General features: G+C 36.5%; 23 protein-coding genes. 15 read left to right on the top strand and 8 right to left on the bottom strand.

Features of this window, described 5'->3' with window-relative positions; translation table 11 throughout:
* The first annotated feature begins 297 nt into the window (after nt 1-297).
* The 4 genes from ACWNCI_RS11625 (at nt 298) to ACWNCI_RS11640 (ending at nt 2,681) form a co-directional block, all read left to right on the top strand.
* Nucleotides 298-795, top strand: a complete 498-nt coding sequence (locus tag ACWNCI_RS11625; RefSeq protein WP_449388432.1) for a metallophosphoesterase family protein — start codon at nt 298-300, stop codon at nt 793-795.
* Between the two features lie 8 nt (nt 796-803).
* A complete protein-coding gene (locus ACWNCI_RS11630) occupies nt 804-1,298 on the top strand; it encodes a Smr/MutS family protein (protein WP_449388433.1) in 495 nt (164 codons plus the stop codon).
* 18 nt (nt 1,299-1,316) lie between these two features.
* A complete protein-coding gene (locus ACWNCI_RS11635) occupies nt 1,317-2,033 on the top strand; it encodes a DUF3822 family protein (protein ID WP_449388434.1) in 717 nt (238 codons plus the stop codon).
* A gap of 69 nt (nt 2,034-2,102) precedes the next feature.
* Nucleotides 2,103-2,681 (top strand): RsmD family RNA methyltransferase, encoded by a 579-nt coding sequence (locus ACWNCI_RS11640; RefSeq protein ID WP_449388435.1) that lies wholly within the window; start codon nt 2,103-2,105, stop codon nt 2,679-2,681.
* 55 nt (nt 2,682-2,736) lie between these two features.
* Here ACWNCI_RS11640 and murI read toward each other — a convergent pair whose 3' ends face one another.
* The 5 genes from murI to ACWNCI_RS11665 form a co-directional block, all read right to left on the bottom strand.
* A complete protein-coding gene (gene murI, locus ACWNCI_RS11645) occupies nt 2,737-3,567 on the bottom strand; it encodes a glutamate racemase (RefSeq protein WP_346984140.1) in 831 nt (276 codons plus the stop codon).
* Nucleotides 3,568-3,632: 65 nt separating this feature from the next.
* Nucleotides 3,633-4,757, bottom strand: a complete 1,125-nt coding sequence (gene hemW / locus ACWNCI_RS11650) for a radical SAM family heme chaperone HemW (RefSeq protein WP_449388436.1) — start codon at nt 4,755-4,757, stop codon at nt 3,633-3,635.
* Between the two features lie 49 nt (nt 4,758-4,806).
* Nucleotides 4,807-5,757: a PorP/SprF family type IX secretion system membrane protein gene (locus tag ACWNCI_RS11655; protein WP_346984138.1), complete on the bottom strand. Its 951-nt coding sequence runs from the start codon at nt 5,755-5,757 to the stop codon at nt 4,807-4,809.
* 51 nt (nt 5,758-5,808) lie between these two features.
* A complete protein-coding gene (locus tag ACWNCI_RS11660) occupies nt 5,809-6,882 on the bottom strand; it encodes an RluA family pseudouridine synthase (protein WP_449388437.1) in 1,074 nt (357 codons plus the stop codon).
* Nucleotides 6,883-6,951: 69 nt separating this feature from the next.
* Nucleotides 6,952-8,058, bottom strand: coding sequence for a PASTA domain-containing protein (locus ACWNCI_RS11665; protein WP_449388438.1), 1,107 nt, complete (start codon nt 8,056-8,058; stop codon nt 6,952-6,954).
* 143 nt (nt 8,059-8,201) lie between these two features.
* Between ACWNCI_RS11665 and ACWNCI_RS11670 the strand changes: the two genes are divergently transcribed.
* The 3 genes from ACWNCI_RS11670 to ACWNCI_RS11680 all read left to right on the top strand — a co-directional run bounded on the left by ACWNCI_RS11670 (nt 8,202) and on the right by ACWNCI_RS11680 (nt 10,453).
* Nucleotides 8,202-9,185 carry a D-alanine--D-alanine ligase gene (locus ACWNCI_RS11670; protein WP_449388439.1) on the top strand — a complete coding sequence of 328 codons (984 nt, stop codon included), beginning with the start codon at nt 8,202-8,204 and terminating at the stop codon, nt 9,183-9,185.
* Nucleotides 9,186-9,277: 92 nt separating this feature from the next.
* Nucleotides 9,278-9,745, top strand: a complete 468-nt coding sequence (coaD, locus tag ACWNCI_RS11675) for a pantetheine-phosphate adenylyltransferase (RefSeq protein ID WP_449388440.1) — start codon at nt 9,278-9,280, stop codon at nt 9,743-9,745.
* 75 nt (nt 9,746-9,820) lie between these two features.
* Nucleotides 9,821-10,453 carry a trimeric intracellular cation channel family protein gene (locus ACWNCI_RS11680; protein WP_346984134.1) on the top strand — a complete coding sequence of 211 codons (633 nt, stop codon included), beginning with the start codon at nt 9,821-9,823 and terminating at the stop codon, nt 10,451-10,453.
* A 79-nt stretch (nt 10,454-10,532) separates the two neighbouring features.
* On the opposite strand, the gene ACWNCI_RS11685 is transcribed toward ACWNCI_RS11680, so the two are convergent.
* Nucleotides 10,533-11,099 carry a DUF2892 domain-containing protein gene (locus ACWNCI_RS11685; protein WP_449388441.1) on the bottom strand — a complete coding sequence of 189 codons (567 nt, stop codon included), beginning with the start codon at nt 11,097-11,099 and terminating at the stop codon, nt 10,533-10,535.
* Nucleotides 11,100-11,195: 96 nt separating this feature from the next.
* Entirely contained in the window at nt 11,196-11,690 is a 495-nt protein-coding gene (locus ACWNCI_RS11690; RefSeq protein WP_449388442.1) for a dihydrofolate reductase, read from the bottom strand.
* Nucleotides 11,691-11,764: 74 nt separating this feature from the next.
* Between ACWNCI_RS11690 and ACWNCI_RS11695 the strand changes: the two genes are divergently transcribed.
* The 5 genes from ACWNCI_RS11695 to ACWNCI_RS11715 all read left to right on the top strand — a co-directional run bounded on the left by ACWNCI_RS11695 (nt 11,765) and on the right by ACWNCI_RS11715 (nt 16,195).
* Complete coding sequence (locus ACWNCI_RS11695) at nt 11,765-12,373, top strand: LemA family protein (protein ID WP_449388443.1); 609 nt, start codon at nt 11,765-11,767, stop codon at nt 12,371-12,373.
* Entirely contained in the window at nt 12,373-12,804 is a 432-nt protein-coding gene (locus ACWNCI_RS11700; protein WP_449388444.1) for a TPM domain-containing protein, read from the top strand. The genes ACWNCI_RS11695 and ACWNCI_RS11700 overlap by 1 nt, the downstream gene beginning before the upstream one ends.
* Nucleotides 12,785-13,591, top strand: a complete 807-nt coding sequence (locus tag ACWNCI_RS11705) for a TPM domain-containing protein (RefSeq protein ID WP_449388445.1) — start codon at nt 12,785-12,787, stop codon at nt 13,589-13,591. Before ACWNCI_RS11700 ends, ACWNCI_RS11705 begins: the two co-directional genes overlap by 20 nt.
* Nucleotides 13,592-13,790: 199 nt before the next feature.
* Nucleotides 13,791-14,312, top strand: coding sequence for an NAD(P)H-dependent oxidoreductase (locus ACWNCI_RS11710; protein WP_346984129.1), 522 nt, complete (start codon nt 13,791-13,793; stop codon nt 14,310-14,312).
* 5 nt (nt 14,313-14,317) lie between these two features.
* Nucleotides 14,318-16,195: a monovalent cation:proton antiporter-2 (CPA2) family protein gene (locus ACWNCI_RS11715; RefSeq protein WP_449388446.1), complete on the top strand. Its 1,878-nt coding sequence runs from the start codon at nt 14,318-14,320 to the stop codon at nt 16,193-16,195.
* Here ACWNCI_RS11715 and ACWNCI_RS11720 read toward each other — a convergent pair whose 3' ends face one another.
* Nucleotides 16,196-17,017 (bottom strand): head GIN domain-containing protein, encoded by an 822-nt coding sequence (locus ACWNCI_RS11720; RefSeq protein WP_346984127.1) that lies wholly within the window; start codon nt 17,015-17,017, stop codon nt 16,196-16,198.
* 193 nt (nt 17,018-17,210) lie between these two features.
* Here ACWNCI_RS11720 and ACWNCI_RS11725 point away from each other — a divergent pair, with 193 nt between their 5' ends.
* From ACWNCI_RS11725 to ACWNCI_RS11735, 3 genes are all read left to right on the top strand, one after another.
* Nucleotides 17,211-19,352: a M3 family metallopeptidase gene (locus ACWNCI_RS11725; protein WP_449388447.1), complete on the top strand. Its 2,142-nt coding sequence runs from the start codon at nt 17,211-17,213 to the stop codon at nt 19,350-19,352.
* A gap of 135 nt (nt 19,353-19,487) precedes the next feature.
* The gene (locus ACWNCI_RS11730) at nt 19,488-19,808 is read left to right on the top strand and encodes a superinfection immunity protein (protein WP_449388448.1); all 321 of its coding nucleotides are present in this window, start codon (nt 19,488-19,490) and stop codon (nt 19,806-19,808) included.
* Nucleotides 19,809-19,840: 32 nt separating this feature from the next.
* Entirely contained in the window at nt 19,841-20,215 is a 375-nt protein-coding gene (locus ACWNCI_RS11735) for a YchJ family protein (protein ID WP_449388449.1), read from the top strand.
* Nucleotides 20,216-20,245: the final 30 nt, after the last annotated feature.

Raw genomic sequence — 20,245 nt, forward strand, 5'->3', positions numbered from 1 at the left:
TTTTCAGTTTAAATCGTTTAAGGAAAGCAAAGAGGGCAGATTTCATCTGCTATCAAGCCTACGCTTAATCATCCGTCTCTGAAGGAAATTCCTTTAGTTTATTCATTAATAAAAAATATACTTTTCTCTACGTTTAATCATTACTTTAAATTTTGATTCAATACTATTTGAAGTAAAATCTGAACATTCAAATAGCTTATCTACAAATCTTACAGAAGACTAAGTGATCGTAAAGATGTTTGTAAATAGTCACAAAAAATAATTTCAAATCTTATCTTTGTAAAGAATTTTCAATCAATGACCAAAATCCTCCTACTTTCTGACTCTCATTCCTACATTGATGACCGTATTTTAGAATATGCCGGACAGGCCGATGAAATCTGGCATGGCGGTGATTTCGGAAGTATGGAAGTGATTGAGCAGCTTGAGAGGATAAAACCCTTAAAAGGAGTTTACGGAAATATTGACAATGCAAAAATACGCACTGAATTTCCTGAAGTGAACCGTTTCTTTTGTGAAAATGTAGAAGTTTTGATGATTCACATCGGAGGTTATCCCGGAAAATATACGCCACTGGCAAAACAGGAGATTGCTGAAAAAGCTCCGAAGCTTTTCATTTCAGGGCATTCGCATATTTTAAAAGCGATGTTCGATCCGAAGAATAATCTGCTGCATCTCAATCCGGGAGCCTGCGGAAAACAGGGATGGCACAAAATGCGAACAATGTTGCGTTTTGTGATTGATGGTTCGGAAATTAAGGATTTGGAAATTATAGAATTAGGACCGAAGTTTTAAAATAAAATATGAAAATTGGTGATAAAGTTTCTGTAGTGGATGAAGATTTGAGCGGAGTTGTAACTTCGGTTAACGGAAATACTGTTGTTTTAAAAGATGAATATGGTTTTACGCATCAGTATTCGAAGGAAAAACTAGTTCCGAAAAACTCTGATTTATACGAAAACATTAAAATTGTAAAAAAAGCAGAACCTAAAAAAAATATTTCTAAAAAACATCAGAAAAATGCTTTGATTCTGGATCTGCATTTTCATAATCTGGTTAAAAACCCTAATGATTATGATAGTTTTGAAAGGTTATTCATTCAAAAGGAAAGATTACTAGAAACGTTGAATTTTTGCAGAAAAAATCATCTCAAGAGATTAGAGATCGTTCACGGAATTGGTGACGGAGTTCTTCAGAGAATGGTTTGGGATATTTTGGAGAGCCAGACCGGACTTGATTTTTACAATAAGGAGATACTTCATCATCAATCAGGTGCAGTAATGGTAGAATTTCACTAAATTTGCAGGAATTGAAATATGAATATACTTAATTTACTTTTCACTAAAGACGGTTTGACGTACCAGATTGCCAGAAATAAAAGCATTGTGGAAGAAAAATCGTATTTCGTAGATGAAGAATCTCCGGAAAATCTTATTTCAGATAAGCTGGATGAGGTATTAATCAAACAAAGATTTGATGAAATTCATGTCATTTCCGCCCTCAATCACTTTACTTTGATGCCGGAAGGTTTTTCCCAACATGAAACAGGATTTGATCTTATCGCCTTCAATGCGCCTATTGACAAGGAAAAAGAAGAGTTGATGCTGTCGATCAATGAGAAATTCAAAGTTCAGTTTTATTATACTTTTCCGAAGAATTTTTACAAAAAGATTAAAGAACTTGCAGTACCTGTTAATTTTAATTTTTCCGGCGAAAAGTTTCTGAATTCAATTCATCATAAAAATAACAAGGAAATTCATATCAATCTTTATCACAATCAGTGTGAATTTTTTGCGATAGACAGCAAGAAAGTTATTTTATATAATAATCTGGATGTAAATTCTGAAGTGGATTTTTTGTATTTCATCATGTTTACCTTAAGCAAAATCGGTTTCGGGATCAATGAAACCAACTTCTTTGCGTATGGAGAAACTACTGAAAATGAAACTTTTATTTCAGAACTGCAGAAATTCGTGAAAAATTTAAAAATCATATTCGATAATATTCCGAATAAAAATTTTATACTAAATTAGGTTACAGGAAGCAGTTATCAGGTTTAAGTTACCTGCATGCTATGTCTACAATCTAAAACCCAACTATTTATGTACAGAATCATTTCAGGCAAATGGAAAGCCAAAAAAATAGCAGCTCCGAAAAATTTTGATGTAAGACCGACAACGGATTTTGCCAAAGAAGCACTTTTCAGTATTTTGGAAAACACTTATGATATGCAATCAATTTCCGTGCTTGATTTATTTGCCGGTATTGGCTCAATAAGCTTTGAATTCGCTTCAAGAGGATGTAAGGATGTGACTTCCGTAGAAATGAATCCTAAGCACACCGCTTTTCTTAATGCTACGGCTGCAGAACTGGATATGGCGTTACAGATCAATGTTCAGCGTGGAGATGTTTTTGACTGGCTGAAAAAATTCAGAAATAAAAAATCATTTGAAATTGTCTTTTCTGATGCTCCTTTCGAAATGGAGGAGAAAAAATATCAGGAAATTATTTCTTTAGTTTTAAACAATAAATACTTAAAACCAAACGGAGTCCTGGTTATTGAGCATCAAAGTCGTATGAAATTTGATCATCCGAATCTTATCGACACCAGAAAATACGGAAATGTAAGTTTCAGTTTTTTTGAACCGAATAAAGAAGAAAATACAGAAATTGGAGAATAAACCTGTATTTATAGAAAATCAAAAAGCTGTTCTACCATTGAACAGCTTTTTATTTTTATAATACTTTTAGCTCTAAATCAATCGATTTTCCAAAAAATTTCTTTGAGATCTTTTCAAAGTTTTTCGTTAAATCTGAAAGATAAAAATGATAGCTCGGTTTTGGATTCTGATCATTCAGCAAATTATATTTATCTAAAATAATTTTCAAATGATTGGCCACAATATTCGGAGAATCGATCACACGGACACGATTTCCGTAATACTGCTTGATTTCGTCAATGAGTAATGGATAATGGGTGCAGCCCAGAATCAGTGTTTCAATATTTTTCAATTTACTATTACTCAAATAATTATAAATAATTGCATGAGTGATCGGATGATTTTTAAAACCTTCTTCAATTGCAGGAACAAGCAGAGGCGTTGCCAATTCATCCACTTTAATCCATTTGTTGTGCTTTCTAATACTTTTTTTATACAGACCTGAATTCACCGTCGCCTTTGTCGCAATAACTCCAACATTGTTGTGGATTTCATAAGAAACTTTCTCCGCGACAGGATTGATAACATCAATTACAGGAACTTTACCGGCAACAGAATGCATTACTTCGTTTAAAGCATTCGCCGTCGCCGTATTGCAGGCAATAACGATCGCTTTACAGTTTTGATCCAGCAGAAAATTGGTGATCTTGGTAGAATATTCGATAATGGCTTCCTTTGATTTTTCACCGTACGGAAGATGTTTTGTATCCCCGAAATAAATAAGATCTTCATGAGGAAGAAGTCTCTTGATCTCTTTAGCCACCGTTAAACCTCCCACTCCGCTATCAAAAATGCCGATAGGTTGCTTGGCTGAAAGATGCGAATAATCTTGCTTTTTAGTTTTCAAAACTGAGTTAAAATTTTATACAAAAATAAGGAATTTTGTCACATAAAATATTATGTGAAATTCATTTAAACGACAAACAGATCAGATGCAATTCCGTCTGCCATAAACCAATGTTTTTCAGGGATTTTTAAATGATTGTTTTCAATGATCAAAATTTCTTCTTCCAGCTTAGATTTGATTTCAAATTGGAAATGTTCTAAAATTTCATCATTAAATTTTTTATTTAAACTTCCAAGATCAACGCCCCAAATTGTCCGTAAACCGATCATAATCATTTCATTAAACTGATCTTCAAGCGAAAGGATTTCTTCTTCCTTAGCCAGAATATTTGAATTGAGTTTTTTGATATATTGTTGATTATTGGCAACGTTCCAACTTCTTATATCAAAGCCGTTGTAAGAATGGGCGGACGGCCCTATTCCCAAGTATTCTTTATATTTCCAATAGGAAGAGTTGTGTCGTGAATAAAAGCCGGGTTTTGCAAAATTAGAAACTTCGTAATGCTCAAATCCGTTATCTTTTAGAAAATCCGACAGGTAATAGAATTCTCTGTTCTGTTCTTCTTCTTTCGGACTCTTTATTTTTCCTTTTGAAATCCAGTTTTCTAAGGCCGTTTTGGGTTCTACCGTAAGAGCATATGAGGAAATATGCGGTACTTCCAGCGCAATTGTTTTATTTAAATTTTCTTGCCAGATTTCCAGATTGGAAGTTGGTGAGCCATAAATTAAATCAATACTTAGATTTTCAAATCCGAAATCCTGCGCTCTTTTGATGGAACCTTCTGCTTCTGATGCAGTATGGGCACGATTCATTAATTTTAAATCTTCTTCAAAAAAACTCTGAGTTCCGATGGATAAACGATTGATCGGTGAACCGGCTAAACCTTTCAGGAAGTTTTTATCTAAATCATCAGGGTTGGCTTCCAGTGTTATTTCAATATCATTTTTAAAACTGAAATGTTTTAAAACCTCATCAATTAAAGATTTTATTTCATCTGATGAAAGGATGGACGGCGTGCCACCACCAAAATAAAGCGACTGTAAGTTTTTGTTTTGCAATTCATCTTTTCGCAGGAAAATCTCCTTTTTCATCGCAGTCAGCATTTCATCTTTAAAATTCAAAGATGTTGAAAAATGAAAGTTGCAGTAGCTGCATTTTTGTTTGCAAAAGGGAATGTGAATATAGATCATAAAAAAAGCCCTGAAAATTCAGAGCTCAAATTTATTTAAATTAAATCAATTAATATCTATAACCTCTGTGGTTAATGAAGTTATCGAAGTTATATCCTACCCCAAGCATGAAGCTATTTCCTCCATACTCCTGGATATCAGACAAACCGATGTTGTAGGTAGCACCTATCATAAATTTATTGAATCTAACTTTCACTACCGGAGCGATCTGCAACTGCTGACTGTCAAATCTGTTCTGAACAGTTCTGTAGTTTACTCCGAAAGAGAATGAGTTGATATCATTAAAGAACGTAGCCATAAGGTTACCGTCAATAGTTCTTGTAGAGTTGGTATTTAAGTTAATCAATACAGATGGTGTTACATACATATTATCTGCAAAATGCCAGTCCCATCCTAAATTTAAGAAGAATTTAATTGGAGAAGGCTCACGTCCGTTTACGATTGCCTCATCGTTTGTAAGAGCGATATCATTCACGGAAACCGAAGCAAAGATGTTGCTGTAAGTAGCCGCTACCCCAAAATTGGCATATGCCATGAAGATGTTACTTTCACTTCCCTGTAATAAAGGATCTGAAGCATCCTGAGTATTAATTTTTGAATAATCAAAATTCATGTTGTAGAAGCTCACGCTTGTACCGAAAGAGAACTGATCTTTTCTGTCTCCTTCACTGCTAAGAGGAATAAAATATGAAGCACCAGCCGTAATACCTCCTGCAGAAATAGGACCATTACTGTCTCTGAATACAGATAAACCCGCACCTACTCTATCAAAAATATTCGCGTTGATCCCCACAGACTGTACGTTTGGAGACTCACTGAACTTCGAAAATTGCTGCTGATAGTTAAGATTAAGTTGCACATAGTCGGTCTTTCCGTATTGTGCCGGGTTGAACAGAAAATCACCATCCAAAAGGTATTGTTGATAGTATGGTAATGTTTCTTGTGCTTTGTATGCATTTGACAAAAGAGCTAAACATACGATAGCATATAGTTTTCTCATAACAAATCTTGATTTCAATTCAACAAATATAAAAAAATTCTCAATATATTTTTAGTTTTCTAAATAATTTCTCCATTTTTTTACAGCATCCGCCATATCTTTCGGCATTGGGCTTTCAAAATATAATTCCTTTCTGGTAGTGGGATGTATAAATCCTAAAGTGTGTGCATGAAGTGCATGTCTTGGAAGAATTTCGAATACATTTTTTATAAACTGCTTATACTTAGGAAGATTCACTCCACGGAGAGGCGTGTGGCCTTCATATCTTTCATCGTTAAACAGAGTGTGGCCAATGTGCTTGAAATGCGCCCTGATCTGATGTGTTCTTCCTGTCTCCAGTTTACATTCTACCCAGGTCATATATCTGAATCTTTCCAGAACCTTGTAATGGGTCACGGCATGTTTCCCCTGGCTACCGTCTTCATACGTGTACATCTGCATCCTGTTTTTGGGATGGCGGCCGATATGCCCCGTTATTGTGCCCTCATCATCCTGTACATTTCCCCAGACAAAAGCCCAATAAAGTCTCTTCGTTTTCCTGTCAAAAAACTGTTTCGCCAAAAAACTTAAAGCAAATTCATTTTTTGCGATCACAAGAAGTCCGGATGTGTCTTTATCAATTCTGTGAACCAGTCCAACTCTGTCAAGATCAGATTTTTCGCCCTGTTGTTCAAAATGATAAGCCAATGCATTCACTAAAGTTCCGTCCCAGTTGCCGAATCCGGGATGCACTACCATTCCGGGATCTTTATCTACCACGATGAGATCATCATCTTCGTAGACAATATTAATAGGAATATTCTGAGGGATAATGACATTTTCTCTCGGAGGATGTGCCAAAAGTACCGAAACCTGATCTCCCGGTTTTACACGATAGTTTTGTTTTACAGGAATTCCGTTCACCATGACGTTTCCGGCTCTGCAGGTCTGTGAAATTTTATTTCTTGAAGAATTCTGACGAAAAATCAATAGAAACTTATCTATTCTTAAAGGTTCCTGGCTCTTATCCACAGTGATATTGAGGTGTTCGTACAGTCCTTTATTTTCCTCGTCAATATCGATATTATCAATACTGTTCTGATCTAATAATTCTTCATCTGAAAATTCTTCGTTATCTTCTGCCATTGTTTTACTTTTTATACAAAAGGCTTCAACATAAAAGTTGAAGCCTGTATTTTTATGATTATTAAAAAATTAATCTATCACGACTTTTTTAGCCTTCGGTTTTTCAGCCGTTTTTTGTGTTGCCGTGGCCGCAGGTCTGTTACCTGAAGTTACATTATTCGGGGTACCTGTATTGGAAGCTGTTGTTCTGGATTTGGTTGCTTCGTTTACCGAACCTGATGTTTTCACTGTTGATTTCTGAGCTTCCGTCTTTGGAGCTTCCGTAGAAGGCTTAGGACTTTCTTTTTTCGGTGCTGCCGGCATTGGAGGCTCTTGATAGGTCGGTTCGTGATAAGCCGGTACTTCCTGATACTGAACAGGCGGCAGTCCTGTATCCACTTTCATTCTATAGATTGAATTCAGCTCTTCTATTTTTGCTCTCAGCTCCGCCGGAGTTCTTTTACTTGCCCAAAGATCCATCTGCATTCCCTGATCCCTGACATCTCCCGCTGCAGGATCCTGATAATAAATAATATCAGATTCATCTTTGCTTCCGTCTTCATGTTCTACAAGGCCTACTTCAAACATGCTTCTTGCAATCACGGCTCTTGCCTCTTTCACGGTAAGACCAACAACATTAGGAATTGAAATATTTCTCATCGGCCCTGAACCTATGACTACATCCACCACAGAAAATCTCGGTAGTTTTGTCTTTGGTTTTACAGCTGCCCCTTTGAACATAATTCTTAAGACCGCATCTTTCTGAATACTTGGTTCAAAGATGGTATCTCCTACTTTTAATCCTACCTGTTCAAGTCTCTGGAAAGCAAGACCAGAATATTTATTGATAACATCCGGAACTTCAACTTTAGCCCAGGTTCTCGGATTTACTTTTAATAAAATTGCTCTTCCGTCTTTAACCCTTGAACCCGGTGAAGGATATACCTGTAACACCTGGAAAGGCCTGTATTTAGGATTATACTGAGGACTATCAACTTCATATTCTAAACCTGAATCATCTAAAATTTTGATGGCTTCATAAACGGATTTATTGACAATATTGGGAACAGGAATTTCCTGACCGTGATTGGTATGATACTCCAGCCAACGGAATGTAAGCCAAACCAACCCAACGAAAACACCTATGGCAACAGCTAAGTTCAGTAAAACTTTCCAATTGAAAAGTGATTTAAGCATACTTAAAATGACTATAATTAGACAGCAAATATAATTAATAATTTTAGAATGTCCATATTTCATTTTCGTTTTCAAAATTTCAGGTTTTGCAAAATTGCATGACATAAAATCATTAAATTTGCCCTAATTGATACTTTACGAATATGAGCAAAAAAAGTGTTGCCGTAGTAATGGGAGGCTATTCAGACGAATATGTTGTGTCATTAAAGAGCGGACAATTAATTTATGATTCTCTGGACAGAAACCTTTACGATGTATATAAAGTGGTCATCCTTAGAGACGAATGGTATTTTTTAGATGAAAATGATCACAAATTTCAGATCAATAAAGGTGACTTTTCAGTGACATTGGATCATAAACCGCTGAAATTTGATGTCTGCTTCAATATCATTCATGGAACGCCGGGCGAAAATGGAATCCTACAGGCATATTGGGATGCCATCGGACAGAAATATACCGGCTGCGACTTTTATCAAAGCGCTCTGACATTTAATAAAAAAGATACCTTAGCCGTGCTTTCAAAATATGGAATCCCTTCAGCAAAAAGTATTTATCTTCGAAAAGGTGAAGAAATTAATGTTGATGAAATTGTAGAAGATCTAGCATTGCCTGTTTTTGTTAAGCCTAATCAATCCGGCTCTTCTTTAGGAATTTCAAAGGTTAAGGAAAAATCTGAATTAATTGCTGCCACAGAAATCGCTTTTAAAGAAGATGATGAAATTTTAATTGAAAGCTTTCTTGACGGAATGGAAGTTTCCGTAGGAGTTATTGATTATCATGGAGAAACCATTGTTTTGGGCATCACAGAAATTGTTCCTAACAACGAATTTTTCGATTATGAAGCTAAATATGAGGGAGCTTCTGAGGAAATTACGCCTGCAAGAATTGATGAAGAAACAAGAATTCGTGTGGAAGAAATCGCAAAAAAAGCCTACAATTCTCTCGGAATGAGTGGTTTTTCACGTAGCGAATACATTCTGATGGACGGAATACCCTATATGCTTGAAATGAATACCAATCCGGGATTCTCTCCTGCCAGCATCCTTCCGCAACAGGCAAAAATTTACGGAATATCAATTAAAGACCTTTGTGGAAACGAGGTTGAGAAAGCTTTACATAAAAATTAAAACAATTGAAGATTGAGGCAGGAAGATGGAAGTTAATGATTCTGTAAATTTTACCTCATCGTTCATAGCACATAACTTATAATTTACTGCGCATGAAAATTGCTGTTTTCCCCGGATCATTTGATCCCATAACTTTAGGACATTACGATATCATAGAACGGGCAGCTCCGCTTTTTGACAAACTCATTATTGCTATCGGGCAGAATTCCCAGAAAAAATACATGTTTCCTCTGGAAAAAAGAATGGAATTTATACAAAACTCTGTCGCCGAATTTCCCAATGTAGAGGTTGATTTTTTTGAAGGCTTAACCGTAGATTACTGTTTTGAAAAAGATGCGCAATACATTATCAGAGGCTTAAGAAACCCTGCAGATTTTGAATTTGAAAAAGCCATTGCACACACAAACAGAACGTTAGCACACAAAAAACTGGAAACCGTCTTTCTGTTAACTTCCTCCGGAAAATCATTTATTAGCAGCAGCATTGTAAGGGAAATCATCAATCACGGCGGGGAATACGGACTGCTGGTCCCGGACTCGGTGAGAGTTGAGAAAAAGTAAAATGATCGATAATCGATAAATGATGATTGATAAAAATCCGACTAAAAATCAATTATTAATCATCATTCATAAAATATGCACGAACAATTCAATTTCGCCATAGAAGTTCTTGGAACGATATCTTTTTCGATGTCGGGCAGTTTTGCTGCGATGCAGAAGCGGCTGGATCCGTTCGGCGTATTGATTATTGCATTTGTGACATCTGTAGGTGGCGGAACGGTAAGAGACCTGCTTTTAGATATTCCGGTTTTCTGGATGCATGATCTGTTAACATGTTCTTTAATCATCCTGACCAGTATTTTCACAATGATTTTTAAATCTTTTGAAAAAAACTTCCGCGTCACCTTATTTATTTTCGACAGTTTCGGACTGGGATTGTTCACGATAATCGGTGTTCAAAAAGGACTTCATGCAGATATCCATCCTTTGATATGCATAGGACTGGGGACTATTACAGGTTGTTTCGGAGGGATTATCCGGGATATTCTGCTTAATAGAATTCCGTTGATTTTCAGGAAGGAAATCTATGCAACGGCTTGTATTATAGGAGGTGCTGCATTCTTGTTACTAACAGAATTCACGACTTTATCATATACTATCATTCAGATTGTCACTATTTTGTTAATTGTATTAATCAGAACTTTAGCCGTGAAATATCACTGGCAGATCCCAAAATTCTATGGCTATAACAACGATGCAGAAATGTAAAGTTAAATTAATTGCAACACTTAAATATAAAAAGCATCTGAAAATTTTCAGATGCTTTTATTTTTTATAAGATTCTTCATTAAAAGAATTTCCCTCTGTTTCTCATATTCGGGTTATGCATATGCTTTTGCATGGTCGGCATTTTAAGCTGCTCTTTCATCATTTTGATCTGATCGGTCATCATCCCGGCGCTGTCGAGTCTTTTTGCTTCTTCAAGCAATTTCTGCCCTTCCTGCTTTCTTCCTTTAGAAATCGCTGCGGCGGCAAGGTTTAATGTTGCCATAGCCCTGTCATGCTTCATATTGAGGCCATATTCCAGAGCTTTTCTCATAAGAGGCTCCACTTTTGTCGGATGATCCTGAGCCTGCGTCAATCCTGTCAGATAATGGAAATAACCATACTGAGAGTTATGAAGCTGTGCCTTATAGTTCGTGATACCTTTTAGCCAGTGTGCCGCTTTTTCCATATTTTGTTTTCTCAGCTGCCAGAAAGCCAGCAGGATATATTCATTTTTAAAGAAAAGCAAAATCGGAATAGCAGATAGAATAACCAAAACAATTCCCCATCCGATATTTCTATTCATCATCAGATAAACTGCTATTGCAATAATTATCGCAGAGATTACGAACTTTATGTATTTATTCATTATTAAATTTTAGAAGTGCAAAGATAAGAAATTTGGTTGTTAGTTATCAGTTGTTGGCTGATGGTTTCCCTTAAAATTTCATCTGTCAACGAACAACTACTGCCCAACAACTTTTTCATACGTTTGAAAATAAAAATCATACTGATTCTTTTCGTCTTTTTCATGGAAAACTTCATTCGTTTTTTTCCAGATTTTCTCATCAATTTTTGGAAAATAAGTATCAGCTTCAAGATCAGCTTTTACCAAAGTAACTTCCAATTTGTCAGCAACATCCAGAGTTTGCTCATAAATATTCCCTCCGCCGATAATGAAAACCTCTTCATCTATTTTCCTGGCAAATTTTACCGCTTCTTTAATGCTTCCTACAATCAGAACTCCTTCTTCAAACCAGTCATTTTTTCTGGAGATAACAATATTTGTGCGGTTAGGAAGCGGTTTCCCGATGCTTTCATATGTTTTTCTTCCCATAATCACAGGATGTCCCGAGGTAAGATCTTTAAAGTGTTTTAAATCTTTTGGGAGATGCCAAAGTAACTGATTTTCAAAGCCAATCTCGTTCTTTTCTCCCATTGCCACGACTATTGTTGTCATTAAAATAATTTTTCACAAAATTAGCACATAATTTGTATATTTGGTTAGCACAAAAAAATTTAAAAAATTAAACTATGAAAAACAGAGGCTGTCTGAGCGCCGGCACTATCGGCATTGCTCTTCTGATTATCGTGGCGGTTTTATTCTTCTGGGGAAAAAGCGGCTACAATAATTTTGTTACGAAGGAACAGAACGTCAATACAAAATGGTCCAATATAGAGACGGTTTATCAGAAAAGAGCCAACCTGATTCCTAATCTTGAAAGAACGGTGAAATCATATTCGAAATTCGAACAGGAAACCTTGACAAAGGTTGTTGAGGCACGCTCAAAAGCGACTTCCATAAACATAGACCCTACAAATATGACGGAGCAGGATATGGCAAAATTCCAGGCTGCACAGGGTGAATTATCCGGAGCATTAAGCCGATTGATGGCCGTTGTGGAGTCTTATCCTAATTTAAAAGCAGATCAGCAATACATCAATTTCCAGAGAGAATATACGGCGATTGAAAACAGCATCCGCACAGAAACGGTTTATTACAATCAGGCTGCTCAGGAATATAATACAGCGATTAAAACTTTCCCGAATAATATTCTGGCGAATTTTACCAACTTTAAAGAAAAACCTTATTTCAAAGCAGAAGCAGGAGCTGAAAAAGCACCTGAAGTATTCACAGAATAATGGCCGGTAATTTCTTAACAAGTCAGCAGATAGCTTCCCTTGTGGAAGCTATTCAGTCGGCAGAAGAACATTCTACCGGTGAGATCCGTGTGCATATTGATTCGAATACAAACGATGACAATGCAAAAACTGCATTTAAGGTTTTTGAAGATTTATGCATGGATAAAACTGCCGAAAGGAATGCGGTTCTTTTCCATGTCAATTTTGAACAAAAATATCTCACGATTATCGGTGATACCGGAATTCATGAAAAAGTAAGTCAGTCTTACTGGGACCATCTGCACGATTATATTACTTCTGAATTTGCCAAAGGAAATTATTACAAGGCATTGAAAAGTGCCATTCTGGAAACCGGTATTGAACTAAAGAAACATTTTCCTGTAACGGGAGAAAACCCCAATCAGCTGTCTAATGAAATTACGTTCTCTTAAAATAGTATTTTCATTCATCCTTCTATGCTTTTACACATTTGTATCAGCACAGTATTCTATTCCTAAAAAGCCTGCTGTTTTATATCCTGTTTTTGATGAAGCCAATCTTCTTTCCGAGCAGGAAAAAAATGATCTTAATAAAAAGCTTATTGCTTTTTCAGATTCTACTTCAACTGAAATTGAGGTCATTATCATCAAATCAACTAATGGAGAAGATGTTAATTTTCTTGCTACCATGTTCGGAGAAAAATGGGGAATCGGGCAAAAAGGTGTTGATAACGGAGTGGTTTTTCTAATTGCCAGCGAAGATCACTCCATGTCGATCCAACAAGGACGGGCTGTAGAGCAATACCTGACAGCTTCCGTTGCAGGCCAGATTCTGGATTACATTGTCACTCCTCATTTTAAGCAGGGCGAATGGTATGAAGGAATTGATCGCGGAACATCCGCTATTATGGAAGCCGTTCAGGGAAAATTTAAACCTTTAAAAGAACACAAAAAGAGCGGCGACGGAGGTATTGTTAAAATTATGATTATTGCTTTTGTCATCTTTATCATTTTCTCTATAATTTTCGGAAGCCGAGGTGGTGGAAGAGGCGGAAACGGTGATGATGACGATGTTATCCTTTCAAGAAGAGGACGCAGAAATTACCCCGGTGGATTTTTCCCATTCCCAGGCAGTTTTGGAGGAGGCGGTTTCGGAGGCGGAAGCTCTGGCGGTGGAGGATTCGGTGGCTTTGGCGGAGGTGGAAGCTTCGGCGGTGGCGGTGCTTCGGGCGGATGGTAAACTATTCTGGCCAGTAAAACCATTTTTTATTCTGATATTATTTCCAATTATTAATTCATTTCATAAAAAGGAATTTTTTCTATATTTTTTGATTTTAATTAATAAAAATTTCAGTTATTAGTATTAAAAAATCAACAAACCTGTCCTAAATCTGTTTTTAATTTAAAACTTTTTCGCTATATTTACTGAAAACAGGTTTATGAAGAAGACGTTGGTAGTTTTTGCACATCCTTATTTAGAGCACTCAAACTCGAATGCAGAGCTCATCAATTTCTATGTTCGCCACCAACATTTTACCCTTCGGGATCTTTATGAAGAATATCCTAATTTTCATATTGCAGCATTCAGAGAGCGAAAAAGAATACAAAACTATGAACGTTTCATTTTTCAATTCCCTTTGATATGGTTCGGAATGCCGCCTCTCCTTAAACTTTGGATTGATGAAGTTTTTGACCGTGACTGGCTTAAAGAAGGAAATCAAAACCCGTTGCAAGGCAAGGAAGTTTACATCCTGGTAACTACAGGCGGAAAAGAAAGGTCTTTTCACAGACAAGGAACCTACAAGTTTACGGTAGAAGAACTGATCAGCGGACTTGTTGTGTCTCTGAATGTTTTCAAAGCCGACATTAAAAATATAAAAATCGTTTACGAAGCCAACAAACTTTCAAAAAAAGAAATCATTTTACATAAAAAGGAATTTTCAGAACTACTTAATCAGTAAAAATTATGGAAACAAGCTTAGCCATGAATACTCTTTTATTCCTGGGCGTTGCCATTATTATGGTTCCGCTGGCGAGGAAGTTCGGACTAAGCTCTGTGATAGGATACATTGCAGGCGGAATTATTATTGGCCCTTACGTTTTAAAACTTACGGGGAAAGATGTCAATGATATTATGCATGCCAGCGAATTCGGGGTAATCATGTTACTCTTTCTGGTAGGATTAGAACTTGAGCCCCGGAAATTCTGGGAAATGCGGAAGAAAATTGTCGGGCTGGGGCTTACACAGATGATGCTTACCATTTCTTTACTTTTTCTGGTTTTTATAATGGTAGGATGGCCATTGGACAAAGCGATTGCAGTTGCTATGTGTTTTGCACTTTCTTCAACAGCCATTGTTTTACAGACGTTGCAGGAAAAAAATAACTTAAAAACACTTGCGGGAGAAGCTTCATTTTCTACACTTTTATTTCAGGATATTGCTGTAATTCCTATTTTGGCAATATTGCCGCTGATTGCACATTACAAAGCAAGGCACAACGATAATGAAATTCAGGTATTGATCCAGACACTTCCGGAGTGGATGCAGTTTGCTACCGTGATTTTAGGTGTTGCCATATTAATATTATTGGGAAGGTATGTTTTTGTCCCTTTTTTAAGATATGTTTCAAAATCGGGAATGACGGAATTATTAACGGCCTCTTCCCTGTTTCTGGTCATCGGAGTTTCCGAACTGATGGTAGCCATCGGTCTTTCACCGGCTCTGGGAGCATTCCTTGCAGGAGTTATGTTGGCTAACAGTGAATTCCGGCATGAGCTTGAAGCACAGATTGATCCTTTTAAAGGTTTATTACTTGCGGTATTTTTCGTAAGCGTAGGTTCAACGATGAATTTTAATATTATTCAGAAAGATCCTTTATTTATTTTTAGTACAGTATTTGCTGTTCTCGCGATCAAGTTTATTGTTTTATTTTCGATCGGAAGATTTTTTAAAATTGATACTCCCCAGAGTTTATTTTATGCATTTGCCCTTTCACAAGTAGGAGAATTTGCATTTGTTCTGATTAATTATGCGTCGAATCTTTATCTTCTAAGTCCTGAACTCAACGCTCAAATGATGGCGGTCACAGCTATTACAATGTGTATCACGCCGTTTCTTTTAATTATTAATGACAAGCTGATTACTCCTAAATTCATTAAAGAAATCCCCGATTCTGAAAATGATTTTAATATTCTGGACAACAATGTCCGTGAGAAGAAAATTATCATTGTAGGATTCGGACATTTCGGAAGTACAGTCGGGCGACTTTTAAAGGCTAATAAAATTTCTGCTACGGTTTTAGACAGAGACTCTGACCGGGTGAAATTATTAAGAAGCTACGGATTTAAAGTTTATTATGGTGATGCCACTAAAATTCCCACTTTACGTGCTGCAGGAATTGAAGACGCCGAAATACTTGTTCTTTGCCTGGACGACCCGAATGACAATAAATTTATAGCCGATATAGTGCGTGATAATTATCCCAACGTGAAAATATTTGTCCGGGCCAAAAACAGAATCGATGCCTATAATTATCTGAATAACGGGATTAATAATATTTATCGAGAAACACTTGGTACAGCCGTCGATATGGCTGTGGATGTCCTTCACGAAACAGGCATGCGAAAATACGCAGCCAGACGTCTCGGACAAAGATTTATGGCTATTGACAAAGGATCTATCAGAAAGCTGGCGAAGGCAGAGGAAGACGATGAAATTCATCTTTTTACCACAAAAGAAATCCTCCAGAGAGAGGAGGAATTATTGGCCTATGATAATCTTAACTTTGAAAATAAGCAATGGGAAGACTCCTCAAATGATGAGGAAGACGAAATCGAAAAGTAATTAATGAATGCTTACACTTCCGCCGCTACTCTCCTCTTTTGTTACCGAAGTTACATTTCCTTTTTTGTAGACGCTCACGCTACCTCCTGAAGAGGCTTCTGCATAAATTGATGATGACGCACTGATGTCAATGCTTGCACCGCTTGATGCATCTACTTTAAGATTATCCGCTACAAAATCTTTAGCTGAAATACTGCTTCCCGAAGATGAAGAAACTTCCGCTTTTTTTGCTTTTCCGGAAAGATCAATACTTGCACCTGATGATGCCTCAATATCCAAATCTACCGCCCATATTTTTCCGGTAAAGCCACTGCTGCTTCCAGCAGAAATTTCAAAATCATTGGCTTCAAGATTTCCGTCAACAGATGCTGCACTCGAAACATCAATACTCATTTTATCCTGAACGAATTTATCTTTAACAGTAATCCCTGCAGCAGAATTAGCTTCTATTTTAGAGAAATCTTTAGCATATATTTTTGCAGAAACATTGTGGTTATTCATTACTCGTATTCCTTTTCTATAATGAATATAAAGTTTGCCGCCGCTGATATCCACCAAAATCTCATCAATAATATTTTCTGGAGCAGAAATAACTACTTTTTCTACATCCGATTTTATAATTTCTGCTTTAATCGCCTGAGAAACTTCAATTTCATCAAAATCTCCGGTCACCTCTTTTTGTTTCACAGGCCCATGATCTGTGGAAACTACTTTTTCCACCCAATTTCCTTTCTCGTTGCTGTCATGTCTTTTTTCTTTTCTTCCATCACATGATGCCAATAGTACAAATGCTGAAAAAATAAAAAGTTTTGTTGATTTCATATTCAGTTGAATTTTATGATTACTATATTAATAGACAACTAATTTATAAAAAATATTACATCATTTCTGAATTTTAAATAAGGGTTGAATTATCCCGAACTGTTTTCCAAATACTTTTTTATACGAAACCGAAAGCTTAGGCTCCTTTTTAAATTAAGATTTAATATCTTTAGGCATTATTAATAAATCGTTTATGAAGAAGATTTCATCAGTATTATTAATTTCTGCACTAGCATTTAATCAATCCTGTACAACAATGAAAAGCACCGAAACCCAAAAGGAAGTTCCTACTCCAGACGCTTCCCTTTCGTCAAATCCTTTCATGAAGAAAAGCAAACTTCAGTATGAGGCACCGGAATTTGATAAAATTAAAGACGAACATTTTAAACCTGCATTTGATTTTGGATTAAAGCAACACGATGCTGAAATCTTAAAGATCGCGAATAATCCTGAAGCACCTACATTTGAAAATACCTTGGTAGCGTTGGAAAAAAGCGGTGAGATTCTTAAAAGAGCAGTAATTGTATTCTCTAATCTTACGAGTGCCAACACCAATCCTACATTACAGGCATTGGATGAAGAATACGCACCCATTTTCGCGGCACATTCTGATAAAATGTATCTGAATGAGAATCTTTATAAAAGAATAAAAGCGATCTCTGAAAACGGTTTAGATTCTGAAAGCAAAAAACTTTTACAATATTACAAGCAAAACTTTGAAATTGCAGGAGCCAATCTTTCTGCTGCCGACAAAGAAAAACTAAAACAGATCAATCAGGAACTGGCTTCACTGTCTACGCAGTACTCCAACAAATTACTGGAAGCAAGGAAACAGGGCGGCGTTTTTTTTACCGATGCTAAAGAACTGGATGGTCTTTCTGCCGACGAAATTGCTGCAGCTGCAAGTGATGCTAAAAATGCGGGAAAACCGGGTCAGTATCTATTAGCTTTACAAAATACAACTCAGCAGCCACTTCTGCAAAACCTTAAAAACAGAGCGACAAGAGAAAAACTTTTCAAAGCTTCATGGACGAGAGCTGAAAAAGGCGACGGAAATGACACTCGGGAAACGATCGAAAAATTAGCAAAATTAAGGCTTAAAAAAGCACAGATTCTAGGCAAGAAAAGCTTTGCAGAATGGAAACTTCAGGATCAGATGGCAAAAACGCCTGAAGCGGCCACTCATTTAATGAACCAGATTGCAACGCCTGCTGTAGAAACGGCAAGACGTGAGGCAAAAGACATTCAGGATCTGATTGATCAGCAAAACGGCGGCTTCAACGTTGAGCCCTGGGACTGGAATTTCTATGCTGAACAGGTAAGAAAAGCCAAATTTGATCTTGATGAAAGCCAAATAAAACCTTATTTCGAAATTACAACCGTTCTGGAAAAAGGAGTTTTCTTCGCTGCAGAAAAATTCTACGGGCTGACTTTTAAGAAAAGAACAGACCTTCCTGTTTATCATCCGGATGTAGTGACTTATGAAGTTTTTGATCATGATGGTAAATCTATTGCAATTTATTACCTCGATTTCTACACCAGAGACTCTAAAAACGGAGGCGCATGGATGAGCAATTTTGTTGAACAGTCTTATTTATTGGGAACAAAACCAGTTATCGTAAACTGTTACAATTATCAGAAACCGGCTCCTGGTAAACCTTCTTTGATAAGCTTTGATGATGTTTCAACGATTTTCCATGAATTCGGTCACTCAATCCATGGAATGTTTGCCAGTCAGAAATATCCTTCTCTTTCAGGAACCAATGTACCGAGAGATTTCGTGGAATTCCCTTCACAAATCAATGAACATTGGGCTTTAGATCCTGTCGTTTTGAAAAATTACGCTTTGCATTACGAAACCAAACAGCCGATTCCGCAAGCTTTGGTTGATAAAATAAAAAAGGCCTCTACATTCAATCAGGGTTATATGACTACAGAATTGGTTTCAGCTGCTGAATTGGATATGGATTGGCACACAGTAACCAGTGAAAGCCAGTTAATTCCTGTTTTAGATTTCGAAAAACAATCTTTAACTAAACATGGCTTTACTTTGGCAACAGTTCCGCCAAGATATCATACTCCTTATTTTGCTCATATTTGGGGTGGTGGTTATTCCGCAGGATATTATGCTTATCTGTGGTCTGAAACTTTGGATAACGATGCCTGGGAATGGATCAAAAACAACGGTGGGCTGACAAGAGAAAACGGCGACCGTTTCAGAAAATACATCCTGTCCGTAGGAAATTCTGTGGATCTGAATCAGGCATTCAGAGATTTTACAGGACATGATCCGGATATTAAACCTCTATTGAGAAGCAGAGGTTTTATAAAATAAATTTGAGAAGCATTCATTTTTGGATGCTTTTTTATTTCTTCAGATATTTTTAAATAGATATATACAAAATATTGAATTGCTTTTTAAAAATAAATATATTTGACAGTATAAATTTAACTAAGAAAACTCTTATTCATGATTTTTTTAACTCTTTTAAGCATCTCGTGGCAACACATATTAATTATCCTATTAATTTGTATTCCTTTCTACTTTTTGCCAACACTTGTTGCTTATCGCAGAAAAAAATCAAATGTTGATGCTATTTTCACGCTAAATCTTTTCTTAGGATGGTCGGTAATAGGCTGGGTGATAGCTTTATTTTTGGCTTTATCAAATAAAGAAACCAATCAGCAAAGCTCCAATATTGATCAGTTGACCAAACTGAAAGCGCTTCATGACAAGGGCGTAATTACAGATGAAGAGTTTTTAAATCAAAAGGAAAGATTATTGAGATAAAAGATCATTTCCCTAAAATCTAAATTAAATACATGAATTGTCACTGCTGCTCCGGAAAAACCTATGAAGAATGTTGCAAACCATATCATGCCGGAGAAAAATATGCTCCTACTGCTGAAGCTTTAATGAGATCACGGTTTTCTGCATTTGCCATTCCAAATGGTGAATACCTTATGGAAACCACATTCCCGAGCAAGAGAAAGTATCACAACAAAAAGGATTTACAGGAATGGGGAGAAATCAATACATGGACAAAACTGGAAATTGTAAGTAAACCTGCCGTGAATAAAGTAGAATTTAAAGCATTTTATACTGATGAAAATGGAAATCCTCAAATTCATCACGAGCTGTCGACATTTAAAATGATTCAAAACCGGTGGTTTTATGTCAGCGGCGTATTTCTGTAAATTATACGAGTCTTAAAATAAAAATGTCCG

The organism is Chryseobacterium lineare (genome assembly GCF_977014045.1).

Bases quoted from the DNA above. Each gene is read 5' to 3' on its own strand.
- ACWNCI_RS11660 (WP_449388437.1), bottom strand. From the start codon at position 6,882: ATGGCAGAAGATAACGAAGAATTTTCAGATGAAGAATTATTAGATCAG.
- ACWNCI_RS11725 (WP_449388447.1), top strand. From the start codon at position 17,211: ATGAAGAAGATTTCATCAGTATTATTAATTTCTGCACTAGCATTTAAT.
- ACWNCI_RS11720 (WP_346984127.1), bottom strand. From the start codon at position 17,017: ATGAAATCAACAAAACTTTTTATTTTTTCAGCATTTGTACTATTGGCA.
- ACWNCI_RS11685 (WP_449388441.1), bottom strand. From the start codon at position 11,099: ATGAATAAATACATAAAGTTCGTAATCTCTGCGATAATTATTGCAATA.
- ACWNCI_RS11640 (WP_449388435.1), top strand. From the start codon at position 2,103: ATGTACAGAATCATTTCAGGCAAATGGAAAGCCAAAAAAATAGCAGCT.
- ACWNCI_RS11625 (WP_449388432.1), top strand. From the start codon at position 298: ATGACCAAAATCCTCCTACTTTCTGACTCTCATTCCTACATTGATGAC.
- ACWNCI_RS11690 (WP_449388442.1), bottom strand. From the start codon at position 11,690: ATGACAACAATAGTCGTGGCAATGGGAGAAAAGAACGAGATTGGCTTT.
- ACWNCI_RS11635 (WP_449388434.1), top strand. From the start codon at position 1,317: ATGAATATACTTAATTTACTTTTCACTAAAGACGGTTTGACGTACCAG.
- ACWNCI_RS11695 (WP_449388443.1), top strand. From the start codon at position 11,765: ATGAAAAACAGAGGCTGTCTGAGCGCCGGCACTATCGGCATTGCTCTT.
- ACWNCI_RS11700 (WP_449388444.1), top strand. From the start codon at position 12,373: ATGGCCGGTAATTTCTTAACAAGTCAGCAGATAGCTTCCCTTGTGGAA.
- hemW (WP_449388436.1), bottom strand. From the start codon at position 4,757: ATGATCTATATTCACATTCCCTTTTGCAAACAAAAATGCAGCTACTGC.
- ACWNCI_RS11705 (WP_449388445.1), top strand. From the start codon at position 12,785: ATGAAATTACGTTCTCTTAAAATAGTATTTTCATTCATCCTTCTATGC.
- ACWNCI_RS11670 (WP_449388439.1), top strand. From the start codon at position 8,202: ATGAGCAAAAAAAGTGTTGCCGTAGTAATGGGAGGCTATTCAGACGAA.
- ACWNCI_RS11730 (WP_449388448.1), top strand. From the start codon at position 19,488: ATGATTTTTTTAACTCTTTTAAGCATCTCGTGGCAACACATATTAATT.
- ACWNCI_RS11735 (WP_449388449.1), top strand. From the start codon at position 19,841: ATGAATTGTCACTGCTGCTCCGGAAAAACCTATGAAGAATGTTGCAAA.
- ACWNCI_RS11680 (WP_346984134.1), top strand. From the start codon at position 9,821: ATGCACGAACAATTCAATTTCGCCATAGAAGTTCTTGGAACGATATCT.
- ACWNCI_RS11710 (WP_346984129.1), top strand. From the start codon at position 13,791: ATGAAGAAGACGTTGGTAGTTTTTGCACATCCTTATTTAGAGCACTCA.
- ACWNCI_RS11665 (WP_449388438.1), bottom strand. From the start codon at position 8,058: ATGCTTAAATCACTTTTCAATTGGAAAGTTTTACTGAACTTAGCTGTT.
- ACWNCI_RS11630 (WP_449388433.1), top strand. From the start codon at position 804: ATGAAAATTGGTGATAAAGTTTCTGTAGTGGATGAAGATTTGAGCGGA.
- ACWNCI_RS11655 (WP_346984138.1), bottom strand. From the start codon at position 5,757: ATGAGAAAACTATATGCTATCGTATGTTTAGCTCTTTTGTCAAATGCA.
- ACWNCI_RS11715 (WP_449388446.1), top strand. From the start codon at position 14,318: ATGGAAACAAGCTTAGCCATGAATACTCTTTTATTCCTGGGCGTTGCC.
- coaD (WP_449388440.1), top strand. From the start codon at position 9,278: ATGAAAATTGCTGTTTTCCCCGGATCATTTGATCCCATAACTTTAGGA.